The organism is Variovorax sp. GW821-FHT09B05 (assembly GCF_059418265.1).
Genome location: NZ_JBWKPN010000014.1, coordinates 177,730 through 198,071, shown reverse-complemented (window position 1 = coordinate 198,071; position 20,342 = coordinate 177,730). Strand labels below are relative to the sequence as shown.

At 69.5% G+C, this 20,342-nt stretch carries 16 protein-coding genes; 15 read left to right on the top strand and 1 reads right to left on the bottom strand.

Features of this window, described 5'->3' with window-relative positions; genetic code table 11:
* Positions 1-42: 42 nt before the first annotated feature.
* From AC07RM_RS30780 to AC07RM_RS30740, 9 genes are all read left to right on the top strand, one after another.
* On the top strand, positions 43-501 hold the full coding sequence (locus AC07RM_RS30780) for a hypothetical protein (RefSeq protein WP_093353702.1): 459 nt from the start codon (positions 43-45) through the stop codon (positions 499-501).
* Positions 502-637: 136 nt separating this feature from the next.
* The gene (gene miaB, locus AC07RM_RS30775) at positions 638-1,996 is read left to right on the top strand and encodes a tRNA (N6-isopentenyl adenosine(37)-C2)-methylthiotransferase MiaB (RefSeq protein WP_495322027.1); all 1,359 of its coding nucleotides are present in this window, start codon (positions 638-640) and stop codon (positions 1,994-1,996) included.
* Positions 1,996-3,420, top strand: coding sequence for a sensor histidine kinase (locus AC07RM_RS30770; RefSeq protein ID WP_093353484.1), 1,425 nt, complete (start codon positions 1,996-1,998; stop codon positions 3,418-3,420). Before miaB ends, AC07RM_RS30770 begins: the two co-directional genes overlap by 1 nt.
* A 63-nt stretch (positions 3,421-3,483) precedes the next feature.
* Positions 3,484-4,149 (top strand): hypothetical protein, encoded by a 666-nt coding sequence (locus AC07RM_RS30765; protein WP_296780767.1) that lies wholly within the window; start codon positions 3,484-3,486, stop codon positions 4,147-4,149.
* The gene (locus AC07RM_RS30760; RefSeq protein WP_093353476.1) at positions 4,146-5,546 is read left to right on the top strand and encodes a sigma 54-interacting transcriptional regulator; all 1,401 of its coding nucleotides are present in this window, start codon (positions 4,146-4,148) and stop codon (positions 5,544-5,546) included. The genes AC07RM_RS30765 and AC07RM_RS30760 overlap by 4 nt, the downstream gene beginning before the upstream one ends.
* A 181-nt stretch (positions 5,547-5,727) precedes the next feature.
* Positions 5,728-5,934, top strand: coding sequence for a hypothetical protein (locus AC07RM_RS30755; RefSeq protein ID WP_057591126.1), 207 nt, complete (start codon positions 5,728-5,730; stop codon positions 5,932-5,934).
* 5 nt (positions 5,935-5,939) lie between these two features.
* Positions 5,940-7,943: a glucans biosynthesis glucosyltransferase MdoH gene (gene mdoH, locus AC07RM_RS30750; protein ID WP_495336919.1), complete on the top strand. Its 2,004-nt coding sequence runs from the start codon at positions 5,940-5,942 to the stop codon at positions 7,941-7,943.
* Positions 7,944-8,263: 320 nt separating this feature from the next.
* The gene (locus AC07RM_RS30745) at positions 8,264-9,163 is read left to right on the top strand and encodes an RNA ligase family protein (RefSeq protein ID WP_495336918.1); all 900 of its coding nucleotides are present in this window, start codon (positions 8,264-8,266) and stop codon (positions 9,161-9,163) included.
* Positions 9,160-10,299, top strand: a complete 1,140-nt coding sequence (locus tag AC07RM_RS30740) for an AAA family ATPase (protein ID WP_495336917.1) — start codon at positions 9,160-9,162, stop codon at positions 10,297-10,299. Before AC07RM_RS30745 ends, AC07RM_RS30740 begins: the two co-directional genes overlap by 4 nt.
* A gap of 65 nt (positions 10,300-10,364) precedes the next feature.
* On the opposite strand, the gene ffh is transcribed toward AC07RM_RS30740, so the two are convergent.
* Positions 10,365-11,753, bottom strand: a complete 1,389-nt coding sequence (gene ffh / locus AC07RM_RS30735) for a signal recognition particle protein (protein WP_208508242.1) — start codon at positions 11,751-11,753, stop codon at positions 10,365-10,367.
* Positions 11,754-11,879: 126 nt separating this feature from the next.
* Here ffh and AC07RM_RS30730 point away from each other — a divergent pair, with 126 nt between their 5' ends.
* From AC07RM_RS30730 to AC07RM_RS30705, 6 genes are all read left to right on the top strand, one after another.
* A complete protein-coding gene (locus AC07RM_RS30730; RefSeq protein WP_093353466.1) occupies positions 11,880-12,689 on the top strand; it encodes a cytochrome C assembly family protein in 810 nt (269 codons plus the stop codon).
* A gap of 9 nt (positions 12,690-12,698) precedes the next feature.
* On the top strand, positions 12,699-12,950 hold the full coding sequence (locus AC07RM_RS30725; RefSeq protein WP_057591133.1) for a PP0621 family protein: 252 nt from the start codon (positions 12,699-12,701) through the stop codon (positions 12,948-12,950).
* A 28-nt stretch (positions 12,951-12,978) separates the two neighbouring features.
* Positions 12,979-14,685, top strand: a complete 1,707-nt coding sequence (locus AC07RM_RS30720; RefSeq protein WP_495336916.1) for a two-component system sensor histidine kinase NtrB — start codon at positions 12,979-12,981, stop codon at positions 14,683-14,685.
* A 4-nt stretch (positions 14,686-14,689) separates the two neighbouring features.
* Positions 14,690-16,285, top strand: coding sequence for a sigma-54-dependent transcriptional regulator (locus AC07RM_RS30715; RefSeq protein ID WP_495336915.1), 1,596 nt, complete (start codon positions 14,690-14,692; stop codon positions 16,283-16,285).
* Positions 16,272-16,892: a 1,6-anhydro-N-acetylmuramyl-L-alanine amidase AmpD gene (gene ampD / locus AC07RM_RS30710; RefSeq protein ID WP_495336914.1), complete on the top strand. Its 621-nt coding sequence runs from the start codon at positions 16,272-16,274 to the stop codon at positions 16,890-16,892. Before AC07RM_RS30715 ends, ampD begins: the two co-directional genes overlap by 14 nt.
* Positions 16,893-17,242: 350 nt before the next feature.
* Positions 17,243-20,161, top strand: coding sequence for a ribonucleoside-diphosphate reductase subunit alpha (locus AC07RM_RS30705; protein WP_093353452.1), 2,919 nt, complete (start codon positions 17,243-17,245; stop codon positions 20,159-20,161).
* Positions 20,162-20,342: the final 181 nt, after the last annotated feature.

The following is a 20,342-nucleotide window of genomic DNA, read 5'->3' as shown; positions in this document are numbered from 1 at the left end:
CGCTCGCTAGAATCCCCGCTCCACAGCCTCTGGATGAACCCCATGAACCGCTGCAAGACACCCACGAACGCTCTTCATTTCATAGCAGCCTGCGCAACGCTGGCAGCCACTTCCAGCTTCTTCCCGCTCCAGGCCAGCGCGCAGGACGCGGTGCCCCGGCCGCAGACCCAGAACGAATCGCTGGTCGGCGGGCGCAATTTTCCGGTCGGCACCCTGCGCGGCAAGTTCCGCGTGATCGACGGCAACGACGTGATGCTCGACGGCCGCGCCGACCGGCTCGCGCCCGGCGCGCGCATCCGCAGCGGCCAGAACATGCTGGTGATGAGCGGCGCGATCACGGGCCAGAACCTGCTGGTCAACTACACGCGCGATGCCGCCGGCATGCTGCGCGAGGTCTGGATCCTCACGCCCGACGAAGCCACCGCCAGCCGCGAATCGCTGAACAAGCCCTTCCTCAACATCTGGCCCTTCGTGCAGAACGACACGGTCAACACGCAGTAGGTATCTCGCCAGCGGCCACCGGCCGCACCGGCATTCCTTTCGCGGACACGCCCCGCCGCTTTCGCCACGAAAGCCCCGTGTCCGCCCGGCCCCTCCGCAAGACGAGGGGCCACTCATACATATAGAAGAGCTCCCCATGACCGCCAAGAAAGTCTTCATCAAAACCTTCGGCTGCCAGATGAACGAGTACGACTCGGACAAGATGGCCGACGTGCTCCATGCCGCGCAGGGCTACGAGCCGACGCAGAACGTCGACGAGGCCGACCTGATCCTGTTCAACACCTGCTCGGTGCGCGAGAAGGCGCAGGAAAAAGTGTTCTCCGACCTGGGCCGCGTCAAGCACCTGAAGGCGCGCGGCGTGAAGATCGGCGTCGGCGGCTGCGTGGCCAGCCAGGAGGGCAACGCCATCATCGCGCGCGCGCCCTACGTCGACATCGTGTTCGGCCCGCAGACCCTGCACCGGCTGCCCGAGATGCTGGCCGAGCGCGAGCGGCTCGACCGCCCGCAGGTGGACATCAGCTTTCCCGAGATCGAGAAGTTCGACCACCTGCCGCCCGCGCGCGTGGAAGGCGCCACCGCCTTCGTGTCGATCATGGAAGGCTGCTCCAAGTACTGCAGCTACTGCGTGGTGCCCTACACGCGCGGCGAGGAAGTCAACCGGCCGCTCGACGACGTGCTGGTCGAGATCGCCGGCCTGGCCGACCAGGGCGTGCGCGAGGTCACGCTGCTGGGCCAGAACGTCAATGCCTACCGCGGCCGCATGGGCGACACGGCCGAGATCGCCGACTTCGCGCTGCTGATCGAGTACGTGGCCGAGATCCCGGGCATCGAGCGCATCCGCTACACCACCAGCCACCCGAACGAATTCACGCCGCGGCTGATCGAGGCCTATGCCAAGGTGCCGCAGCTCGTGAGCCACCTGCACCTGCCGGTGCAGCACGGCAGCGACCGCATCCTGATGGCGATGAAGCGCGGCTACACCGCCATGGAATACAAGAGCACGGTGCGCAAGCTGCGCGCGATCCGGCCCGAGCTCGCGCTGTCGAGCGACTTCATCGTCGGCTTCCCCGGCGAGACCGAGGCCGACTTCGACAAGATGATGAAGCTGATCGACGACTGCCAGTTCGACGCCAGCTTCAGCTTCATCTTCAGCCCGCGCCCCGGCACGCCGGCCGCCGCACTGCACGACGACACGCCGCACGAGGTCAAGCTGGCGCGGCTGCAGAAGCTGCAGGCCGTGATCGACGGCAACGTGAAGCGCTTCGGCGAGGCGCTGGTGGGCAGCACCCAGCGCGTGCTGGTGGAAGGCGCCTCGCGCCGCGACGCGAGCGAACTCATGGGCCGCACGGCCTGCAACCGGGTCGTCAACTTCGAGGGCGACGCACGGCTCGTGGGCCGGATGACCGACCTGCGCATCACGCGCTCGCTGGCCTACACGCTGCGCGGCGAAGTGCCCACGCGCGAGAGCGCGTCCGCCGCCGGGGCGCTCGCCTGATGGCGAAGCGATCGATACGGGGCTCGTTCCAGCAGCTCCTGCTGTTCGCCTTCCTGCTGATCACCGCGCTGCTGGTGGGCGTGGCGCTGCGCTCGGTGCTGCAGTACGACACCTTGATGACGCAAAGCCGCGACGCCGCGGCGCGCGCGCTGCGGCTGTCGGGCGCGGCCCAGTCGCTGGCCGAGCGCAGCGCGGCGATGGAGCGTGCCGGGCGCCAGTCGCTGGTGCTCAACGACTCGGTGCTGCGGCGCCGCTTCGACGATGCCGCGCGCGAGGCCCACGGCGTGCTCGAGCGGCTCGAGAAGAACGGCCTGGCGCCCGCCAGCACCGAGGCCTGGCGCACCCAGCTCGGCGTGATCGAGGGCCTGATGAGCGGCAACGCCGACAGCGCGCTGCAGCGCGAGAGCACGATGGCGATGCAGTTCCGCGACCTCGATGCGCTCAACACCAACATCGCGCAGCAGGCCCAGTTCCTGATCGAGATGCAGAACGACGCGCTGGCCAAGCGCATCGAGAACGCGCGCCGCCGGCTGATGCGCGAGGTGGTCGCGGCCAGCGTGCTCGCGGTGTCGCTGGCGCTGGCCTTCGGCATCTGGCTGGCGCGGCCGTTCAAGCGGCTCGAGCACGCCATCGTCGGCCTGGGCCAGAACCGGCTCGACGAGCCGATCGACATCCGCGGCCCGGCCGACGTGCGGCGCGTGTCGCAGCAGCTCGAATGGCTGCGGCTGCGGCTGACCGAGCTCGACGCCGACAAGGCGCGCTTCCTGCGCCACGTCTCGCACGAACTGAAGACGCCGCTGGCGGCGCTGCGCGAGGGCGTGTCGCTGCTGGAGGACGGCGTGACCGGCGCGCTGAACCCGGCACAGCTCGAGGTGGCGCAGATCCTGAACCAGAACACGGTGGCGCTGCAGGGCCAGATCGAGGCCCTGCTGCGCTTCAACGCGGCCGCCTTCGAGGCGCGCGAGCTGCGCCGCGAGCGCACCGAGCTGCTGCCGCTGATCGAGGAGCAGATCGAGTCGCAGCGGCTGCAGTGGCAAGCCCACGGCCTCACGGTGCGCGCCGAGGGCGAGCGCATCGCGCTCACGGTCGACCGCACCAAGCTCGGCACCGCGATCGCCAACCTGCTGTCGAACGCGATCCGCTTCTCGGCGCGCGGCGGCACCATCACCCTCGTGGTCTCGGGCACGCCCGAGGCGGTGCGCATCGACGTCAACGACGCCGGCCCGGGCATCGCCGAGGGCGACCGCGACCGCATCTTCGAGCCCTTCTACCGCGGCGAACGCCAACCGGAGCATGCGGTCAAGGGCACGGGCATCGGACTTTCCATCGTGCAGGAGTACATTGCAGCCCATGGGGGCCGCATCGCCCTGCTGCCCGAGGGGCCCGGCGCGCGTTTCCGCATCGAGCTGCCGCGCACGGCCTGAGCTTCCCGGCGCCCCCACATCCCCGTAGCCATCGCCAACGCCCCGCGTCGTCCTTCTTCGTCCATGTCTTTTTCGTCCGTACGCCCCTCCACCGCCACCCGCGCACTGGCTGCGCTGGCCGCGCCGTGGCTCCTGCTGCTGGCCGCCTGCAGCGCGCCGCCCAAGCCGCCCGCGGAAGCCGATGCGCTGCCGCCGCCGCCGGTGCTGCCGCGCGTGATGCCGGTCGAGGCCGAGCCGAAGGCGCCGGCCACCCAGCCGGCCTCGCTGTTCACGCTGATGACCCAGGGCCCGGTGGCCGCCGTGCTGGCCTACGCCGACAAGATGCGCCCGCTCAGCGGCGCCGAACTGAGCGCCGAGATCCAGCGCCTGGGCGACCCCGGCGACGCGCCCACGGCGCAGATGCACCTCGCGATCCTGCTGTCGCAGACCCGCGTGCCGGCCGACCTGGCGCGCGCGCTGGGCCTGCTGCAGCGCGTGATCGCCAATCCCGCGCCCGAGGCCCAGCCGCTGCAGCCGCTGGCGCGCGCGCTGGCCGCGCGCTACATCGAGCAGCGCCGCGTCGAGGACGACCGCGACAAGCAGGTGCAGCAGCTGCGCGACAGCCAGCGCCGCATCGACCAGCTCAACGACCGCATCGAAGCGCTGCGCGCCATCGAGCGCAGCTTCGCGCGGCCCAACACGCCCGCGGCACCGGCCTCGGCACCCAACGGAAGCAGGTCCACCCCATGAGTACTTCGGGCGCCCGCCTGCTGGTCGTCGACGACGATCCGGACATGCTGCGGCTGCTGTCGATGCGGCTGAGCTCGGCGGGCTACCAGGTCACGGCCGTGACCTCGGCCGAGACGGCGCTCACGCAGCTGGAGATCGAGCATCCGCAGCTGGTGCTCAGCGACGTGCGCCTGCCCGGGCGCGACGGCCTGGCGCTGTTCGACGAGATCCGCAAGCGCCATCCCTCGCTGCCGGTGATCCTGCTGACCGCGCACGGCACCATCCCCGACGCGGTGGAAGCCACCGCGCGCGGCGTCTTCACCTACCTGACCAAGCCCTACGACGGGCGCGAACTGCTCGACAAGATCGCCCAGGCGCTCGCGCTGGGCGCGCCGGCCACGGTGCCGAGCAAGACCGGCGACGACAGTTGGCGCGTCGACATCGTGAGCCGCAGCAACCGCATGGCCGAGCTGCTGGCCGAGGCGCGCATGGTCGCCAAGTCCGACGCCTCGGTGCTGCTGCGCGGCGACTCGGGCGCCGGCAAGGAAATGCTGGCGCGCGCCATCCACAAGGCCAGCGCGCGCGCCGACAAGCCCTTCGTGGCGGTCAACTGCGGCGCCATCCCCGAGGCCCTGCTCGAGTCCGAGCTGTTCGGCCACATGAAGGGCGCCTTCACCGACGCCCACGCCAACCACAAGGGCCTGTTCCAGCAGGCCGACGGCGGCACCCTGCTGCTCGACGAGATCGGCGACATGCCGCCCGCGCTGCAGGTCAAGCTGCTGCGCGTGCTGCAGGAGCGCGCGGTGCGCCCGCTGGGCGCCAGCCAGTCGATCGAGGTCGACGTGCGCATCATCTCGGCCACCCACCGCGACCTCGATGCCGCGATGGAAGCCGGCCAGTTCCGCGAAGACCTCTATTACCGGCTCAACGTAGTCACTCTCACGCTGCCGCCGCTGTCGGCGCGCCGCGAGGACATCCCGCTGCTGGCCAACCACTTCCTGCAGAAGCTCTCGACCAAGTACGGCAAGCGGCTGTCGGGCTTCGCGCCCGAGGCGCTGAAGGCGCTGACCACCGCGGCCTGGCCCGGCAACGTGCGCCAGCTCTACAACGTGGTCGAGCAGGTTTGCGCGCTGTCGAGCTCGCCGCTGATCCCGCTGGCGCTGGTGCAGCGCGCGCTGCGGGTGCCGACGGTGGAGGTCCAGACCTATGCCGAGGCCAAGCAGCGTTTCGAGCGCGAATACCTGGTCGGCCTGCTGAAACTGACCGACGGCAACGTCGCCGACGCGGCCCGCCTGGCCGACCGCAACCGCACCGAGTTCTACCGCCTGCTGCAGAAGCACGAGCTCACGCCGGGCCACTTCAAGGCCGATGCTGTCGCTCCCGGCGGCGAGGGTGTCGCTGACGAGCGACGCCCCTAAGTCGTTGATTCATATGGGTGTTTTTCGGCAGGCCGGTGAGCTTGTCGGGATTCGGCGACAAAAACGGGGGTTTTGAGGCCCTTTTCGCCCTCCGGCCCCCGGAAATTCCGGCCGAAGCGGCCCAAGTGCTTGATTCCAAAGCACTTTTCCATGCTGGCACAGGGTTTGCCCCTGTAGTGGCATGACAGCATTCAACAGCCCATCTTTCGCACTGCGTCCGCAGCGCGACGGCCTGCGTCAAAAGCAGTTTTCCGCCTCGCGGCCCCGTGCCGCGGGCCATTCGCCAGCCGCGCTCGCCAGCGCCGGCGGCGTCGCGACGGATTGCGTCTTCAAGCGCTTTCCGGCCATTGGCGACACCTCCTCCTCCCTCGACAAGCAACGTTGGTAAACACCATGAAGCCGAACGACTTCTCCCAACTCAATGTCCTGGCCGATTCCGACTTCTCGCGCCGCAGCCCGGTGCGTGAGGAACGCCATCCCAACGCCGTCACCGCGCCCCCGGTCAACCGCGGCTCGATGACGCCCCGCCCCTGGCGCGGCTTCTGGAACAGCATCGGCACCGCCCTGCTGGTCCGCCTGGGTGCCGGCGGCAAGCGCGAAAGCGCCCCGGCCGAAGCCAGGCAGCCGTGGCAGCGCGCCGCCTCGCAGCGCCGCCTGGCCTTCATGCTGCTGACCGTGCTGAGCACCGTGGTCGCTTCCACGCTGTTCGCGGGCGTGCAGCCCGACTACGACAACGTCTGGCTCGAATACGGCCAGATCGGCCTCTACGGCCTGCTCTCGGGCTGGGTCGTGACCGGTTTCGTGACCGCCCTCATGGGCTTCTACGTCTCGGTGCGCGGCGACAAGCACGCGCTCTCGGTCAAGCAGGTGGCCAACCACCCGATGAACCCCGAGGCCCGCACCGCGATCATCATGCCGATCTGCAACGAGGACGTGGCCACCGTGTTCGCTGGCCTGCGCGCCACCTGCGAATCGGTCGCGGCCACCGGCCACGCCAAGCAGTTCGACGTGTTCGTGCTGTCCGACAGCTACAACCCCGAGACCGCCGCCGCCGAGCGCGCCGCCTGGGAAGACCTGCGCGCCGCGCTGGCCGACAGCCCGAACCAGCCGCAGGTCGAGGTCTACTACCGCCTGCGCACCCGCCGCACGCACCGCAAGGCCGGCAACGTGGCCGACTTCTGCCGCCGCTGGGGCAAGGACTACCGCTACATGGTCGTGCTCGACGCCGACTCCGTGATGAGCGGCGACTGCCTGACCTCGATGGTCAAGCTGATGGAAGCCAACCCGAGCGCCGGCATCATCCAGACCGCTACCCAGGCCATCGGCCACGTGACGCTGCATGCCCGCGCCCAACAATTCGCTTCCCGCGTGACGGGCCGCCTGTTCACGCTGGGCATGCAGTTCTGGCAACTGGGCGAATCGCACTACTGGGGCCACAACGCGATCATCCGCGTCGAGCCCTTCATGAAGCACTGCGCGCTGGCTCCGATCAAGGGCACCGGCGGCATGTCGGGCGGCATCATGTCGCACGACTTCGTCGAAGCCGCGCTGATGCGCCGTGCCGGCTACAACGTGTGGCTGGTGTCCGACCTGGTCGGCAGCTACGAACAGCAACCGCCGGACCTGCTGGCCGAGCTGCAGCGCGACCGCCGCTGGTGCCAGGGCAACCTGCAGAACGCCCGCCTGATGGCCGAGCCCGGCATCCACTCGGTGCACCGCGCGATGTTCGTGACCGGCACCATGGCCTACGTTTCCGCCCCGCTGTGGCTCGCGTTCCTGACGCTGGGCACCGCGCTGTGGCTCAGCGGTTCCAGCCTGATCTCGAGCTGGAGCGTGCTGCCGGCCGAACTCGCCGGCCTCTGGATCTGGACCCTGTGCCTGCTGTTCCTGCCCCGCGTGCTCGGCATCGTTGCCGTGCTGATGCGCGGCGAGCAACGCCAGTTCGGCGGCCTGTGGGGCCTGATCAAGAGCTCGGTGATGGAAAGCGGTCTCGCGATCGTGCAGGCACCGGTGCGCATGCTGGCCCACTCGCTGTTCGTGCTGGTCGCCCTCACCGGCATCAAGCTCGACTGGAAGTCGCCCCCGCGCGAAGCCGCCGCCGTGCCGTGGAAGGTCGCTGCCTCGCAGCTGGCCCCCATGACGCTGGTGATCGCACTGCTGGCCGTCGGCGTCGCGATGATCGACCCGAGCGCCCTGATGTGGCTCATGCCGGTCGGCCTGCCGCTGCTGCTGGCGATCCCGCTGACCGTGCTGACCAGCCAGATCGCGCTGGGCACCACGCTGCGCGACCGTGGCTTCCTGCTGATCCCCGAGGAATCGCGTTCGCCGGCCGTGCTGCGCCGCGCCTGGATGCATGCGCTGCGCCTCTCGCGTCCCGCGGCGCTGGCCACGGCCTGACGCGCGCACGCCACACGCCTCGCACGAAGCCGGCCCCGAGGGGCCGGCTTTTTTCATGGCGCGCCTAGAATCGCGCCTTCCTTTTTTTCCACCCACGGATCCTCTCGATCCCCTGGAGCGCCAAGTGCCCCGATTCGCCGTCATCACCCTCTGACGCCGACAACACCACTTCACTGGTCATGTCGGGCGCCAAGCTGCGCATCCGCTGACCGGACACGGCCCTTCGCTGGAAACAGCGGCCGTCGAAGTCGCTCCCGATCCCTCTCAGCTTCGCTCCCGCACGTTGTCGGTTCTTCCTGGTTTCCATCCGGAGAACAAACGTGTTTCCCCTTTCTTCTTCCCTCTCGTCGCTGCCGCTGCTGAAGTACCCGCGGACCGCGCACCTCGAAGGCTCGCGGCTGCAGCCCGGCGACAGCGACGACGGCCAGACGCCATTGGCGGCGCTGCACGGACTGCACGTGGTCATCGAGGAAAAGCTCGATGGCGCGAACGCCGCCGTGTCGTTCAGCGCGGCCGGCGAACTGCTGCTGCAGTCGCGCGGCCACTACCTCGCGGGCGGTGCCGGCGAGCGCCAGTTCAACCTGTTCAAGCACTGGGCCGCCACGCACGAGGCGGCGCTGCTCGAACGGCTCGAGGACCGCTACGTGATGTACGGCGAATGGTGCTTCGCCAAGCACAGTTGCTGGTACGACCGGCTGCCGGCCTTCTTCCTGGAGTTCGACCTCTACGACCGCCAGGCGCAGCGTTTTCTCTCGACGCCGGCGCGGCAGGCGCTGCTCGCGGGCGGCCCGGTGCTGTCGGTGCCCGTGCTCTACGAGGGCGCGATGCCGCGCCAGCCGAAGGCCCTGCGTTCGCTCGTGCGGCCCTCGCTCGCGCGCAGCACCGACTGGCGCTCGGCCTTCGAACAGGCCGTGGCCGACGAAGGCCAGCCGCTCGCGCTGGCGCGGCAGCAGACCGACCTGTCGGACCTCGCGGAGGGCCTCTACCTCAAGTCCGAGTCGGACGGCCAGGTGACGGGCCGCTACAAGTGGGTGCGCCCGGACTTCGTCCAGACCATCCTCGACTCGGGCTCGCACCACAGCCGCCGGCCGCTGCTGCCCAACCGGCTGGCGCCGGGCGCGGACCTCCATGCACCGGTGCCGCCGCTCGGCTGGCACGACCTGGGACTGCGCACGCTGCGCGATCCCGCCGAACTCACGACCACCGGGAGGCCGCGATGACTTTCGACGAACTTCGCACGCTGGTGCCCGCGCCCGGAGCAGGCGCCGAGTGGGCGCGCTGCTGCGAACTGCTGCCGGGCCTGCTGCGCCTCGAGGAGACGCCGCAGGATCCGTACTACCACGCCGAGGGCAACGTCGGCCTCCACACGCGCATGGTGCTCGATGCACTGCTGCAGGACGAGCACTACCGGCGCGCCGATGCCGACGGCCGCTTCGTGCTGTTCATGGCCTGCCTGCTGCACGACATCGCCAAGCCCGACACCACGGTGATCGACGAGGCCAGCGGCCGCATCGGCCAGCCCGGCCATTCGCGCCGCGGCGCGGTCGACGTGCGCGTGCTGATGTGGAAGGCGCGCGTGCCGTTCGCGCTGCGCGAGGCCGTGTGCCGGATCGTCGCGGTGCATCAGTTGCCGTTCCATGCCTTCGCCTCGCGCAAGGGCGAGCGGCCCGAGCGGCTGGTGCATCGGCTGTCGTGGGAACTGAGCCTGCCCGACCTCTGCTGCGTCGCGCGCTGCGACATGCTGGGGCGCCATTACGAGAAGCGCTCCGACAGCCTGGCCGACATCGCGCTGTTCGAGCAGCTCGCGCAGGAGGAAGGCTGCTGGGACGGCCCGCGACGGATGGTCGACGCCCACACGCGCCTGGCCTACTTCCGCGGCGCCGACACCAGCCCCGACTACCCGCTGTTCCAGAACCCGGGCTCGCGCGTGACGGTGATGTGCGGCCTGCCCGCGAGCGGCAAGAACCACTGGGTGTCGCAGCAGCGCAAGGGGTGGCCGGTCGTGTCCTTCGACGATGCGCGCGCCGGGCTGGGCCTGAAGCACGGCGAGAACGACGGGCTCGCCGCGCACCACGCGGTCGACCAGGCGAAGGCGCTGCTGCGCAGGCAGGAACACTTCGTCTGGAACGCCACCCACCTGAGCCAGCAGATGCGCACCAAGACGCTGGACCTGCTGTGGGCCTACCACGCCCGGATCGAGCTGGTGTACCTCGAGGTGCCGCATGCCGAGCTGATGCGCCGCAACCGCGAGCGCGACACGACGCTGTCGAACGCGGGCATCGAGCGCATGCTGCACCGCTGGGAGCTGCCGACGCCGATCGAGGCGCATGCGACGGTCTATGAGGTGCAGACCTGAAAGCGACGAAGCCCGCCGGGTCATCCCCGGCGGGCTTCGTCCATCTCTCTATATATGTACGCGGCTCAGAACGGCAGCTTCGGCCCGCCGGGCCCCCCCATCCCGCCCATGCCCTTCATGCCGCCCATCTTCTTCATCATCTTCATCAGGCCGCCGCCCTTCATCTTCTTCATCATCCCCTGCATCTGCTCGAACTCGTTGAGCAGGCGGTTCACTTCCTGAACCTGCACGCCCGCGCCGGCCGCGATGCGGCGCTTGCGCGTGGCCTTGAGCAGCTCGGGCTTGCGGCGCTCGAGCGGCGTCATGCTCTGGATGATCCCTTCCTTGCGGCGGATGTCGCGCTCGGCGCGCGTCATGTCGGCCTCGCTGGCCTTGGCGGCCATCTGCGTGGGCAGCTTGTCCATCAGGCTCGAGAGGCCGCCCATCTGCTTCATCTGCTGCAGCTGGCCGAGGAAGTCGTTGAGGTCGAAGCCCGCGCCGCTCTTGACCTTGGCCGCGAGCTTCTGCGCCGCCGCCACGTCGACGCCGGCCGTGACCTGCTCGACCAGCGCGACGATGTCGCCCATGCCCAGGATGCGGCCCGCATGGCGCTCGGCATCGAACACCTCGAGGCCGTCGATCTTCTCGCTCACGCCCGCGAACTTGATCGGCACGCCCGTGACCTGGCGCACCGACAGCGCCGCGCCGCCGCGCGAATCGCCGTCGGTCTTGGTCAGGATGATGCCGGTGAGCGGCAGCGCCTCCTTGAAGGCGCGCGCCGTGTTGATCGCGTCCTGGCCCTGCATGGCGTCGACCACGAACAGGGTCTCGACCGGGTTCAGCGCGCCGTGCAGTTGCTGGATCTCGGCCATCAGCACCTCGTCGATCGCGAGCCGGCCGGCCGTATCGACCAGCAGCACGTCGAAGAAGTGGCGCTTGGCGTGGTCGAGCGCGGCGCGCGCGATGTCCAGCGGCTTCTGGTCGGGCGTGCTCGGGAACCATTCGGCGCCGGCCTGCTTCGTGACGGTCTTGAGCTGCTCGATGGCGGCGGGCCGGTAGACGTCGCCCGAGACCGTGAGCACCTTCTTCTTGCGCTTCTCGATCAGGTGCTTGGCGAGCTTGGCGGTGGTGGTGGTCTTGCCGGCGCCCTGCAGGCCCGCCATGAGGATCACCGCCGGCGGCTGGGCCGCGAGGTTGATGTCCGAGACGCCCTCGCCCATGGTGGCGGCGAGTTCGCGGTTGACGATGCCCACCAGCGCCTGGCCCGGCTTGAGCGAGCCCAGCACTTCCTGGCCGAGCGCCTTTTCCTTCACGCGGGCGACGAAGTCGCGCACCACGGGCAGCGCCACGTCGGCTTCGAGCAGCGCCATGCGCACTTCGCGCAGCATGTCCTGCACGTTGCTTTCGGTGATGCGCGCCTGGCCGCTCATCGTCTTGACGAGGCGGGAGAATTTTTCGGTGAGAGCGCTGGCCATGGAGGGGATGCCTTGCTTGCTGCCCCGCTGCGGCGGGACGGATGGGAGAAGTCGCGGGAGACGGGTAGGAGGGAAGCTGGCGCGCGGCACCCGGAAATGCAAGGGTGAGCGGCTAAACTCCGATCGATGATTTTAGCGATCCCCTCCCCACTCGGCGTGGCGCTGGGCATCGCCGCCGCGGCCGCCTACGGTTTTGCCGCCGCCGCAGGCGCCCGGCTGAGCCGGCAGGCCACCCAGTGGGCGCTCGGCCTGGCCTGGCTGCTGCATGCCGCGGTGCTCGGCCATGGCCTGGTCGGCCACGAACCCCGCTTCGGCTTCGCGCCCGCCCTGTCGGTCACGGCCTGGCTGGTGCTCACCGTCTACGCGGTCGAAAGCCGCATGTACCCGCAGCTGCAGGTGCGCCGCGCGCTGGCCTGGCTCGGCGCGGCGGCGGTGCTGCTCGCGATCCTCTTTCCCGGCACGCCGCTGCATGTGTCGGCCTCGCCCTGGCTGCCGCTGCACCTGGCGCTGGGCATCGCCTCCTACGGCCTGTTCGCCGCCGCGGTGGTGCACGCCTGGCTCACGACCCGCGCCGAGAAGCAGATCCGCCTGGCCACCGAACCGCAGGGCGGCGTGCCACTGCTGACGCTCGAACGCCTCACCTTCCGCTTCGTGACGGCCGGCTTCGTGCTGCTGTCGGCCACGCTGCTGGCCGGGCTGCTGTTCAGCGAACAACTCTACGGCGCCGCGGGCCGGGCCTGGAAGTGGGACCACAAGTCGGCCTTCTCGGTGCTGGCCTGGATCAGCTTCGCGGTGCTGCTGATCGGCCGCGCGCGCTTCGGCTGGCGTGGGCGCACGGCGCGGCGCGTGCTCTACGCGGGCTCGGCGCTGCTGCTGCTGGCCTACGTGGGCTCGCGCTTCGTGCTCGAAGTGGTGCTGGCGCGTCCGCCGGCCTGAAGACACCTCATGAAATACCTTCTCGTCCTCGCGGTGGTCTGGGTCGCGATCTGGCTCTGGCGCAAGAATCGCCGCGAAGAAATGCAGGAGCGCGCCGCCCGCACGCCGCGTCCCGCCGCGCCGCCCGCTGTGGGCGCGCCGCAGGCGATGGTGCGCTGCGCGCATTGCGGCCTGCACCTGCCCGCGAGCGACGCGGTGCGCGGCGCCGACGGCACCGCCTTCTGCAGCGCCGCGCACCGGCAGGTCGCCGAGCGCGCCTGAACGGCGCCGAGCCGGCTTCGTCGCAGCGATGGGCAGCAGCTCCTCCCTCTGGGCCAGCGGCGAACCGGTCACCGACTGGGACGTGCTGGAGCCCGGCGCGCGCGAGAGCGCCGCGCTGCTGCGGCTGTGGCGCGGTTTCATGGGCGCGCGCTGCTTCGTCGCGCTGGTGCTGGTGCTGCTGCAGGGCGTGAGCTTCGCGCTCGGCCAGACCATGCAGCCGGTGGCGGTGGTGCTGTCGGCCAGCTACCTCGCGGCGGCGGCGCTGGGTGCGCGCTACGTGCATTTCGAGCCGCCGATGCGCGGCTTCGGCGCCACCTGGATGCTGAGCACCGGCGTCGACCTCGCGGTCTTCGCGGCGCTGCAGGTCACGCAGGGCGGCAACATCAACTACACGCCGCTGTTCGCGCTGCCGGTGCTCATGAGCGCGGTGCTCGGCACGGTGATGGTGAGCATGGGCACCACTGCCACCGTCACGCTGCTGCTGCTGGCCGATGCCGCCTGGCACTGGGTGCAGCAGCCCGGCGACTCGCCCGCGCGCTTCGTGCAGGCGGCACTCACGGGCACCGGGCTGTTCGTGGTGGCGCTGCTGGCGCACGAGCTCGCGCGCCGGCTGGCGCGCGAAGAAGCCGTGTCGCAGCACAACCGCAGCAGCGCGCAGATGCAGGCGCAGGTCAACGACCTGGTGATCGAGACGCTGAGCGAAGGCGTGCTGGTGATCGATGCCGAGGGCCTGGTGCATGCGGCCAACCCGGCGGCCGACGCGATCCTGGGCCAGGGCCTGGGCCAGTTGCGGCTGCCCTTTCCGCTGCATGCCCAGCCGGCCTGGCATGCGCTGGCCGCGCTGGCGCGCCAGACCTATGCGCGCCGCGAACCGCAGTCCGAGGAGATCCCGGTCGCGCAGGCGCGCGGCGCAGCGCGCGAGGTGCGCGTGCGCACCCGCCTCACGCCCTCGAGCGACCAGCGCATGGGCAGCCTGTGCGTGATGTTCCTGCAGGACCTGCGCGAGCTCGAGGCCCGCATCCGCACCGAGAAACTGGCCGCCATGGGCCGCATGTCGGCCGCGGTCGCGCACGAGATCCGCAACCCGCTGGCCGCCATCACGCAGGCCAGCGCGCTGCTCAACGAGGACCTGACCGATCCCGCGCACCGCCAGCTCACGCACATGGTGCAGCACAACGCGCAGCGCCTGGCGCGCATCGTGGACGACGTGCTCGACGTCTCGCGCGCGCGCCAGCAGCGCGTGCTGTCGCTCGGCGAGCAGGTGGTGCTCGACCCCACGGTGCAGGCCCTGACCGAGGAATGGATGCGCCAGACCCAGCGCAAGGGCGTGACCGTGGTGCTCGACGCGCCGGGCGTGGAGGTGCGCTTCGACGTCGAGCACCTGCGCCGCCTGCTGGTGAACCTGCTCGACAACGCGGCGCGCTACGCGAGCCTGCGCGAGGGCGCGATCCAGGTCGTGACCACGCTGCAGCGCGCGGGCAGCCCGGGCCGGCCGACCCTGCAGGTCTGGAGCGACGGCGCACCGCTCGAACCGGCCGTGCAGCGCCACCTGTTCGAACCCTTCTTCTCGTCGGAGAGCCGCTCGAGCGGGCTCGGCCTGTTCCTGTGCCGCGAGCTGTGCCGGCGCCACGGCGCGGCCATCGGCTACGAGCGGCGCGCGCTGGCGGGCGAGGCGCCCGAGGGCAACGAATTCTTCGTCGGCTTCGCCGCGAGCGAAAACCGGCTGACACAATAGCGGCGTGAGCAGCTCCCATCCGCCCTCCCAGCGTCCCGCGCAGATCCTCGTCATCGACGACGAACCCGACCTTCGCACGCTCTATGAACTCACGCTGCTGCGCGAAGGCTACCGGGTCGAGGCCGCGGGCAGCGTCTCCGAAGCCTGGCAGCACCTCGAGGCCACGCGCTTCGACGCCGTGATCACCGACATGCGGCTGCCCGACGGCCAGGGCATGGAGATCATCCAGCGCATCCAGAAGAACCAGCGCAGCGAGCGCTGCGTGGTGATGACCGCCTACGGCTCGGCCGAGAACGCGGTCGAGGCGCTGAAGGCCGGCGCCTTCGATTACCTCACCAAGCCGGTCGACCTGAAGCAGTTCCGCGCGGTCGTCGCCTCGGCGGTGCAGGCGCAGCAGCCGCCACCGGTCGCGCAGGCCGCGGCGCGCCCGGCCAAGGCCGCCGATGCGAGCGACGGCACGTCGGCGCTGGCCGCCGCGGGCAGCGCGGGGGCTTCCGCGCTCGAGCGGCTGGTCGGCGATTCGGAGCCGATGCGGCTCGTGAAGTCGCGCATCGCCAAGGTGGCGCGCGGCATGGCGCCGGTGCTGGTGCGCGGCGAATCGGGCACCGGCAAGGAGCTGGTGGCGCGCGCGGTCCATGCCTGCAGCCAGCGCAGCGACGGCCCGTTCGTCGCGGTGAACTGCGGCGCGATTCCCGAGAACCTGCTCGAGGCCGAATTCTTCGGCGCGCGCAAGGGTTCGTACACCGGTTCGGCGCAGGACCGCGACGGCTACTTCCAGGCCGCGCGCGGCGGCACGCTGTTCCTCGACGAGATCGGCGACCTGCCGCTGGCGATGCAGTCCAAGCTGCTGCGCGCGATCCAGGAACGCAGCGTGCGGCCGATCGGCTCCACGCAGGAAGACGCGGTCGACGTGCGCATCGTGAGCGCCACCCACAAGGACCTGCACGCCGAGGTGCAGGCCGGCCGTTTCCGGCAGGACCTGTTCTATCGGCTCAACGTGATCGAGATCGCGGTGCCCGCGCTGCGCGAGCGCCGCGAGGACCTGCCCGCGCTGTGCGTCGCGCTGCTCGCGCGCATCGCGCAGGACGGCGGGCTGCCCGCGCCGCGCCTGTCGGACGCGCTGCTGCGGCAGCTCGCGCAGCATCCGCTGCACGGCAACGTGCGCGAGCTCGAGAACCTGCTGCACCGCGCGGTCGCGCTCTACGACGGCGACGAACTGCAGCTCGACCTGATGGATGGCGCAGGCGGCGGCTGGGTGACGGCCGCGCCCGGGCCTGCCGCGCCGCAAGCCGCGAACACCGCGACGACTGCGGCGCCGCTCGCGCAGCCCGAGGCTTTCGACGCGAAGCCCGTCGTGGCCGCGCCGCCGCCCGCGCCGCGCCCCGTGGTGCCCACGCCGCTGCCCTCCGACCTGCAGGCCTACCTCGATCAGCAGGAGCGCGAGATCCTCGTGCGCGCGCTGCACGAGAGCGGCTTCAACCGCACGGCGGCCGCCGCGCGCTTGGGCATGAGCCTGCGCCAGATCCGCTATCGCATCGCGCGCCTGGGCATCAACACGCCCAACGGCGACGATGGCGCGAGCAGCCATGTCGACGACTGAAGACAGCCTGCGCGCCTCCACGGGCGATGCGCTCTGGCGCGACGGCTGGTACCGCTTCGCGAAGGCGCTGCCCTCGCCCAACTTCGGACCGCGCCCCGCGCCGGCACGCGAGCGCATCGACCTCGTCGTGCTGCACTCGATCAGCCTGCCGCCCGGCGAGTACGGCGGCGACGCGGTGCAACGGCTCTTCACCAACCGGCTCGACTGGGACGCACATCCTTACTTCGAAAGCATTCGTGGGCTCGAGGTGTCGTCGCATTTCTACGTGCGCCGCAACGGCGAGCTCTGGCAGTTCGTGAGCGGCGACGATCGCGCGTGGCATGCGGGCGTGTCGTCGTGGCGCGGCCGGGACAACTGCAACGACGACTCGATCGGCATCGAGCTCGAGGGCCTCGAGGGCGGGCCGTTCGAGGATGCGCAGTACGAGACGCTCGCGAGCCTCGCGGCGGCGATCGCGCAGCACTATCCGATCGCGCACATCGCGGGCCACGAGCACATCGCACCGGGCCGCAAGCAGGATCCCGGCGCCGGCTTCGACTGGCATCGGCTGCGCGATCATCTCGGCTGGGGTCCACACATGTTTCCCTCGCAGGTGGTGGAGCGCTAATTTTTTCAATCGCTGCACGCCGTGCGATGCCCTGGGCTCGCAGTGCAGCAATCGCTCCATTCGCAAGCGCGATGCGTAGCAACCATGCGCCTTGCAGGCCCAAATCGGCTCGAAAGCCGCATGGAACGTGGGTTGCGAGAGGATGATCCACTGTTCATGCGGCATGGATGGCCGCGAAGCGCGAAAACAGGTTTCCCCTCCCTCTTGAAGCCTGAAGGAAAACGCTACATCTAGTGGGTTGTACACCCCCCGCACCCTAGATATAGTGTGTCCCGGCCGGCCTCAGAGCCGACGAAGCGGCCCCAGCAGCGCCGCTCATCCAACAAGAATTGCCAACCGAGAGGAAGCGAATGCAAACAGCACTGAATACACCTACCGCCGCGCGTGCCATCCCCTCCACGCCGCCCCAGTCCCCCCGCGACACCGCCGGTTCGCCCACCGGACAGAACCTCGCGCACTACCAGATCATCCGCCGCAACGGCGCCGTGGTCCCGTTCGAGCCCAACAAGATCGCGATCGCGATGATGAAAGCCTTCCTGGCCGTGCATGGCACCCAGGGCGCGGCCTCGGCCAGCGTGCGCGAGACCGTCGACGCGCTGACCCAGGCCGTCGTGAAGGCGCTGGTGCGCTCGCGTCCGGGCGGCGGCACCTTCCACATCGAAGACGTGCAGGACCAGGTCGAACTGGGCCTGATGCGCGGCGGCCACCAGGAAGTGGCGCGTGCCTACGTGCTCTACCGTGAACGCCGCACCCAGGAACGCGCGAAGCAGGGCGAGCAGGATGTGCAGGTCGCGGCCCCCGCGCTGCACGTGCTCGACCGCGGCGAACGCGTCGCGCTCGACCTCGGCGAACTCAAGGGCCTGATCGAGTCGGCCTGCCAGGGCCTGGGCGACAGCATCACGGCCGCGCCGATCGTGGCCGAGACGATGCGCAACCTGTACGACGGCGTGCCGCTCGACGAGGTCTACAAGGCCTCGATCCTCGCGGCCCGCACGCTGATCGAGAAGGATCCCGACTACACCTTCGCCACCGCGCGCCTGCTGCTGCACACGATCTTCAAGGAGATCGTCGGCCGCGAAGTCATGCCGGCCGATCGCGCCACCGCCTACGCCGACTACTTCCCCTCCTTCATCAAGAAGGGCGTCGAGAACGAGTTGCTCGACGAGAAGCTGCTGCAGTACGACCTGCCCCGCCTGGGCGCGGCGCTGAAGGCCGAGCGCGACAACCAGTTCGACTACCTCGGCCTGCAGACCCTGTACGACCGCTACTTCCTGCACGTGCGCAAGAGCCGCATCGAGCTGCCGCAGGCCTTCTTCATGCGCGTCTCGATGGGCCTGGCGCTCAACGAGATCGACCGCGAAGCCCGCGCCATCGAGTTCTACGAAGTGCTCTCGTCCTTCGACTTCATGTCGAGCACGCCGACGCTGTTCAACAGCGGCACGCTGCGCTCGCAGCTGTCGAGCTGCTACCTGACCACCGTGCCCGACGACCTCGACGGCATCTACGAGTCGATCAAGGAAAACGCGCTGCTCTCGAAGTTCGCGGGCGGCCTGGGCAACGACTGGACCCGCGTGCGCGCGCTCGGCAGCCACATCAAGGGCACGAACGGCGAATCGCAGGGCGTGGTGCCCTTCCTCAAGGTGGTCAACGACACCGCCGTGGCCGTGAACCAGGGCGGCAAGCGCAAGGGCGCCGTCTGCACGTACCTCGAGACCTGGCACCTCGACATCGAGGAGTTCCTGGAGCTGCGCAAGAACACCGGCGACGACCGTCGCCGCACGCACGACATGAACACCGCCAACTGGATCCCCGACCTGTTCATGCGCCGCGTGATGGAAAAGGGTTCGTGGACGCTGTTCTCGCCCTCGAACGTGCCCGACCTGCACGACCTGTTCGGCGCCGACTTCGAGAAGGCCTACGTCGCCTACGAAGAGAAGGCCGCGCGCGGCGAGATCAAGCCCAGCCGCACTGTGCAGGCCACCGACCTGTGGCGCAAGATGCTCACGATGCTGTTCGAGACCGGCCATCCCTGGATCACGTTCAAGGACGCCTGCAACGTGCGCTCGCCGCAGCAACACGCCGGCGTGGTGCACTCGTCGAACCTCTGCACCGAGATCACGCTGAACACCAGCGACACCGAAACCGCGGTCTGCAACCTCGGCTCGGTCAACCTGCTGCAGCATCTGAAAGACGGCAAGGTCGACCAGGAGAAGCTCAAGAAGACGATCTCGACCGCGATGCGCATGCTCGACAACGTGATCGACATCAACTACTACGCCGTGAAGAAGGCGCGCGACTCGAACCTGCGCCACCGTCCGGTCGGCCTGGGCCTGATGGGCTTCCAGGACGCGCTGTACGACCTGCGTATTCCTTACGCCTCGCAGGAAGCCGTGCAGTTCGCCGACGAATCGATGGAAGCGATCTGCTACCACGCCTACTGGGCCTCGACCGAGCTGGCGCGCGAGCGCGGCAAGTACTCGAGCTACAAGGGCTCGCTGTGGGACAAGGGCATCCTGCCGATCGACTCGCTCGACCTGCTCGAGAAGGCACGCGGCGGCTACGTCGAGGTCGACCGCTCGTCGACCCTCGACTGGGACGCGCTGCGCGCCAAGATCAAGGCCGACGGCATGCGCAATTCGAACTGCGTGGCCATCGCCCCGACCGCGACCATCTCGAACATCATCGGCGTGGACGCCTCGATCGAGCCCTGCTTCGGCAACCTCTCGGTCAAGTCGAACCTGTCTGGCGAATTCACCGTGATCAACCACTACCTGGTGCGCGACCTCAAGCGCCTGGGCCTGTGGGACGACGTGATGGTGATGGACCTGAAGCACTTCGACGGTTCGCTGCGTCCCATCGACCGCGTGCCGCAGGACGTGAAGGCGCTCTACGCCACCGCGTTCGAAGTCGAGACGACGTGGCTGGTGGAAGCCGCCGCGCGTCGCCAGAAGTGGATCGACCAGGCGCAGTCGCTGAACATCTACATGGCCGGCGCCTCGGGCAAGAAGCTCGACGACACCTACAAGCTCGCGTGGCTGCGCGGTCTGAAGACCACCTACTACCTGCGCACGCAGAGCGCGACGCATGCCGAGAAGTCGACGGTGCAGTCGGGCCGCCTCAACGCGGTGTCCTCGGGCAACGACGCACCGTCGGGCATGAGCGCACTCGAGGCAGCGGCCGCCGCGGCGAAGGCACAGATGAGCGCGATCCCCGCGACCGACATCGCCTTCTGCGGCGTCGACGATCCGACCTGCGAAGCCTGCCAGTGATGCACGCAGCGCACCGCGAACACAGCGCGGTGCGCTGCACTACCAAGAGTGAGGCGCATGCGATGTCGTGCGATGACGGAGGCCACTTGAAGGCATTGACCGACATCGCGCGATGCATGCGAGCAACATAACAACCACATAAATGGAGTGCGATGTGAACGAGCACTTTGCAACTCACATC

Excerpts from the sequence above, each read along its gene's own strand:
- AC07RM_RS30705 (WP_093353452.1), top strand. The coding sequence starts at position 17,243 with ATGCAAACAGCACTGAATACACCTACCGCCGCGCGTGCCATCCCCTCC.
- AC07RM_RS30765 (WP_296780767.1), top strand. The coding sequence starts at position 3,484 with ATGTCTTTTTCGTCCGTACGCCCCTCCACCGCCACCCGCGCACTGGCT.
- ampD (WP_495336914.1), top strand. The coding sequence starts at position 16,272 with ATGTCGACGACTGAAGACAGCCTGCGCGCCTCCACGGGCGATGCGCTC.
- AC07RM_RS30740 (WP_495336917.1), top strand. The coding sequence starts at position 9,160 with ATGACTTTCGACGAACTTCGCACGCTGGTGCCCGCGCCCGGAGCAGGC.
- AC07RM_RS30760 (WP_093353476.1), top strand. The coding sequence starts at position 4,146 with ATGAGTACTTCGGGCGCCCGCCTGCTGGTCGTCGACGACGATCCGGAC.
- AC07RM_RS30725 (WP_057591133.1), top strand. The coding sequence starts at position 12,699 with ATGAAATACCTTCTCGTCCTCGCGGTGGTCTGGGTCGCGATCTGGCTC.
- miaB (WP_495322027.1), top strand. The coding sequence starts at position 638 with ATGACCGCCAAGAAAGTCTTCATCAAAACCTTCGGCTGCCAGATGAAC.
- AC07RM_RS30770 (WP_093353484.1), top strand. The coding sequence starts at position 1,996 with ATGGCGAAGCGATCGATACGGGGCTCGTTCCAGCAGCTCCTGCTGTTC.
- AC07RM_RS30780 (WP_093353702.1), top strand. The coding sequence starts at position 43 with ATGAACCGCTGCAAGACACCCACGAACGCTCTTCATTTCATAGCAGCC.
- ffh (WP_208508242.1), bottom strand. The coding sequence starts at position 11,753 with ATGGCCAGCGCTCTCACCGAAAAATTCTCCCGCCTCGTCAAGACGATG.
- AC07RM_RS30755 (WP_057591126.1), top strand. The coding sequence starts at position 5,728 with ATGACAGCATTCAACAGCCCATCTTTCGCACTGCGTCCGCAGCGCGAC.
- AC07RM_RS30730 (WP_093353466.1), top strand. The coding sequence starts at position 11,880 with ATGATTTTAGCGATCCCCTCCCCACTCGGCGTGGCGCTGGGCATCGCC.
- mdoH (WP_495336919.1), top strand. The coding sequence starts at position 5,940 with ATGAAGCCGAACGACTTCTCCCAACTCAATGTCCTGGCCGATTCCGAC.
- AC07RM_RS30720 (WP_495336916.1), top strand. The coding sequence starts at position 12,979 with ATGGGCAGCAGCTCCTCCCTCTGGGCCAGCGGCGAACCGGTCACCGAC.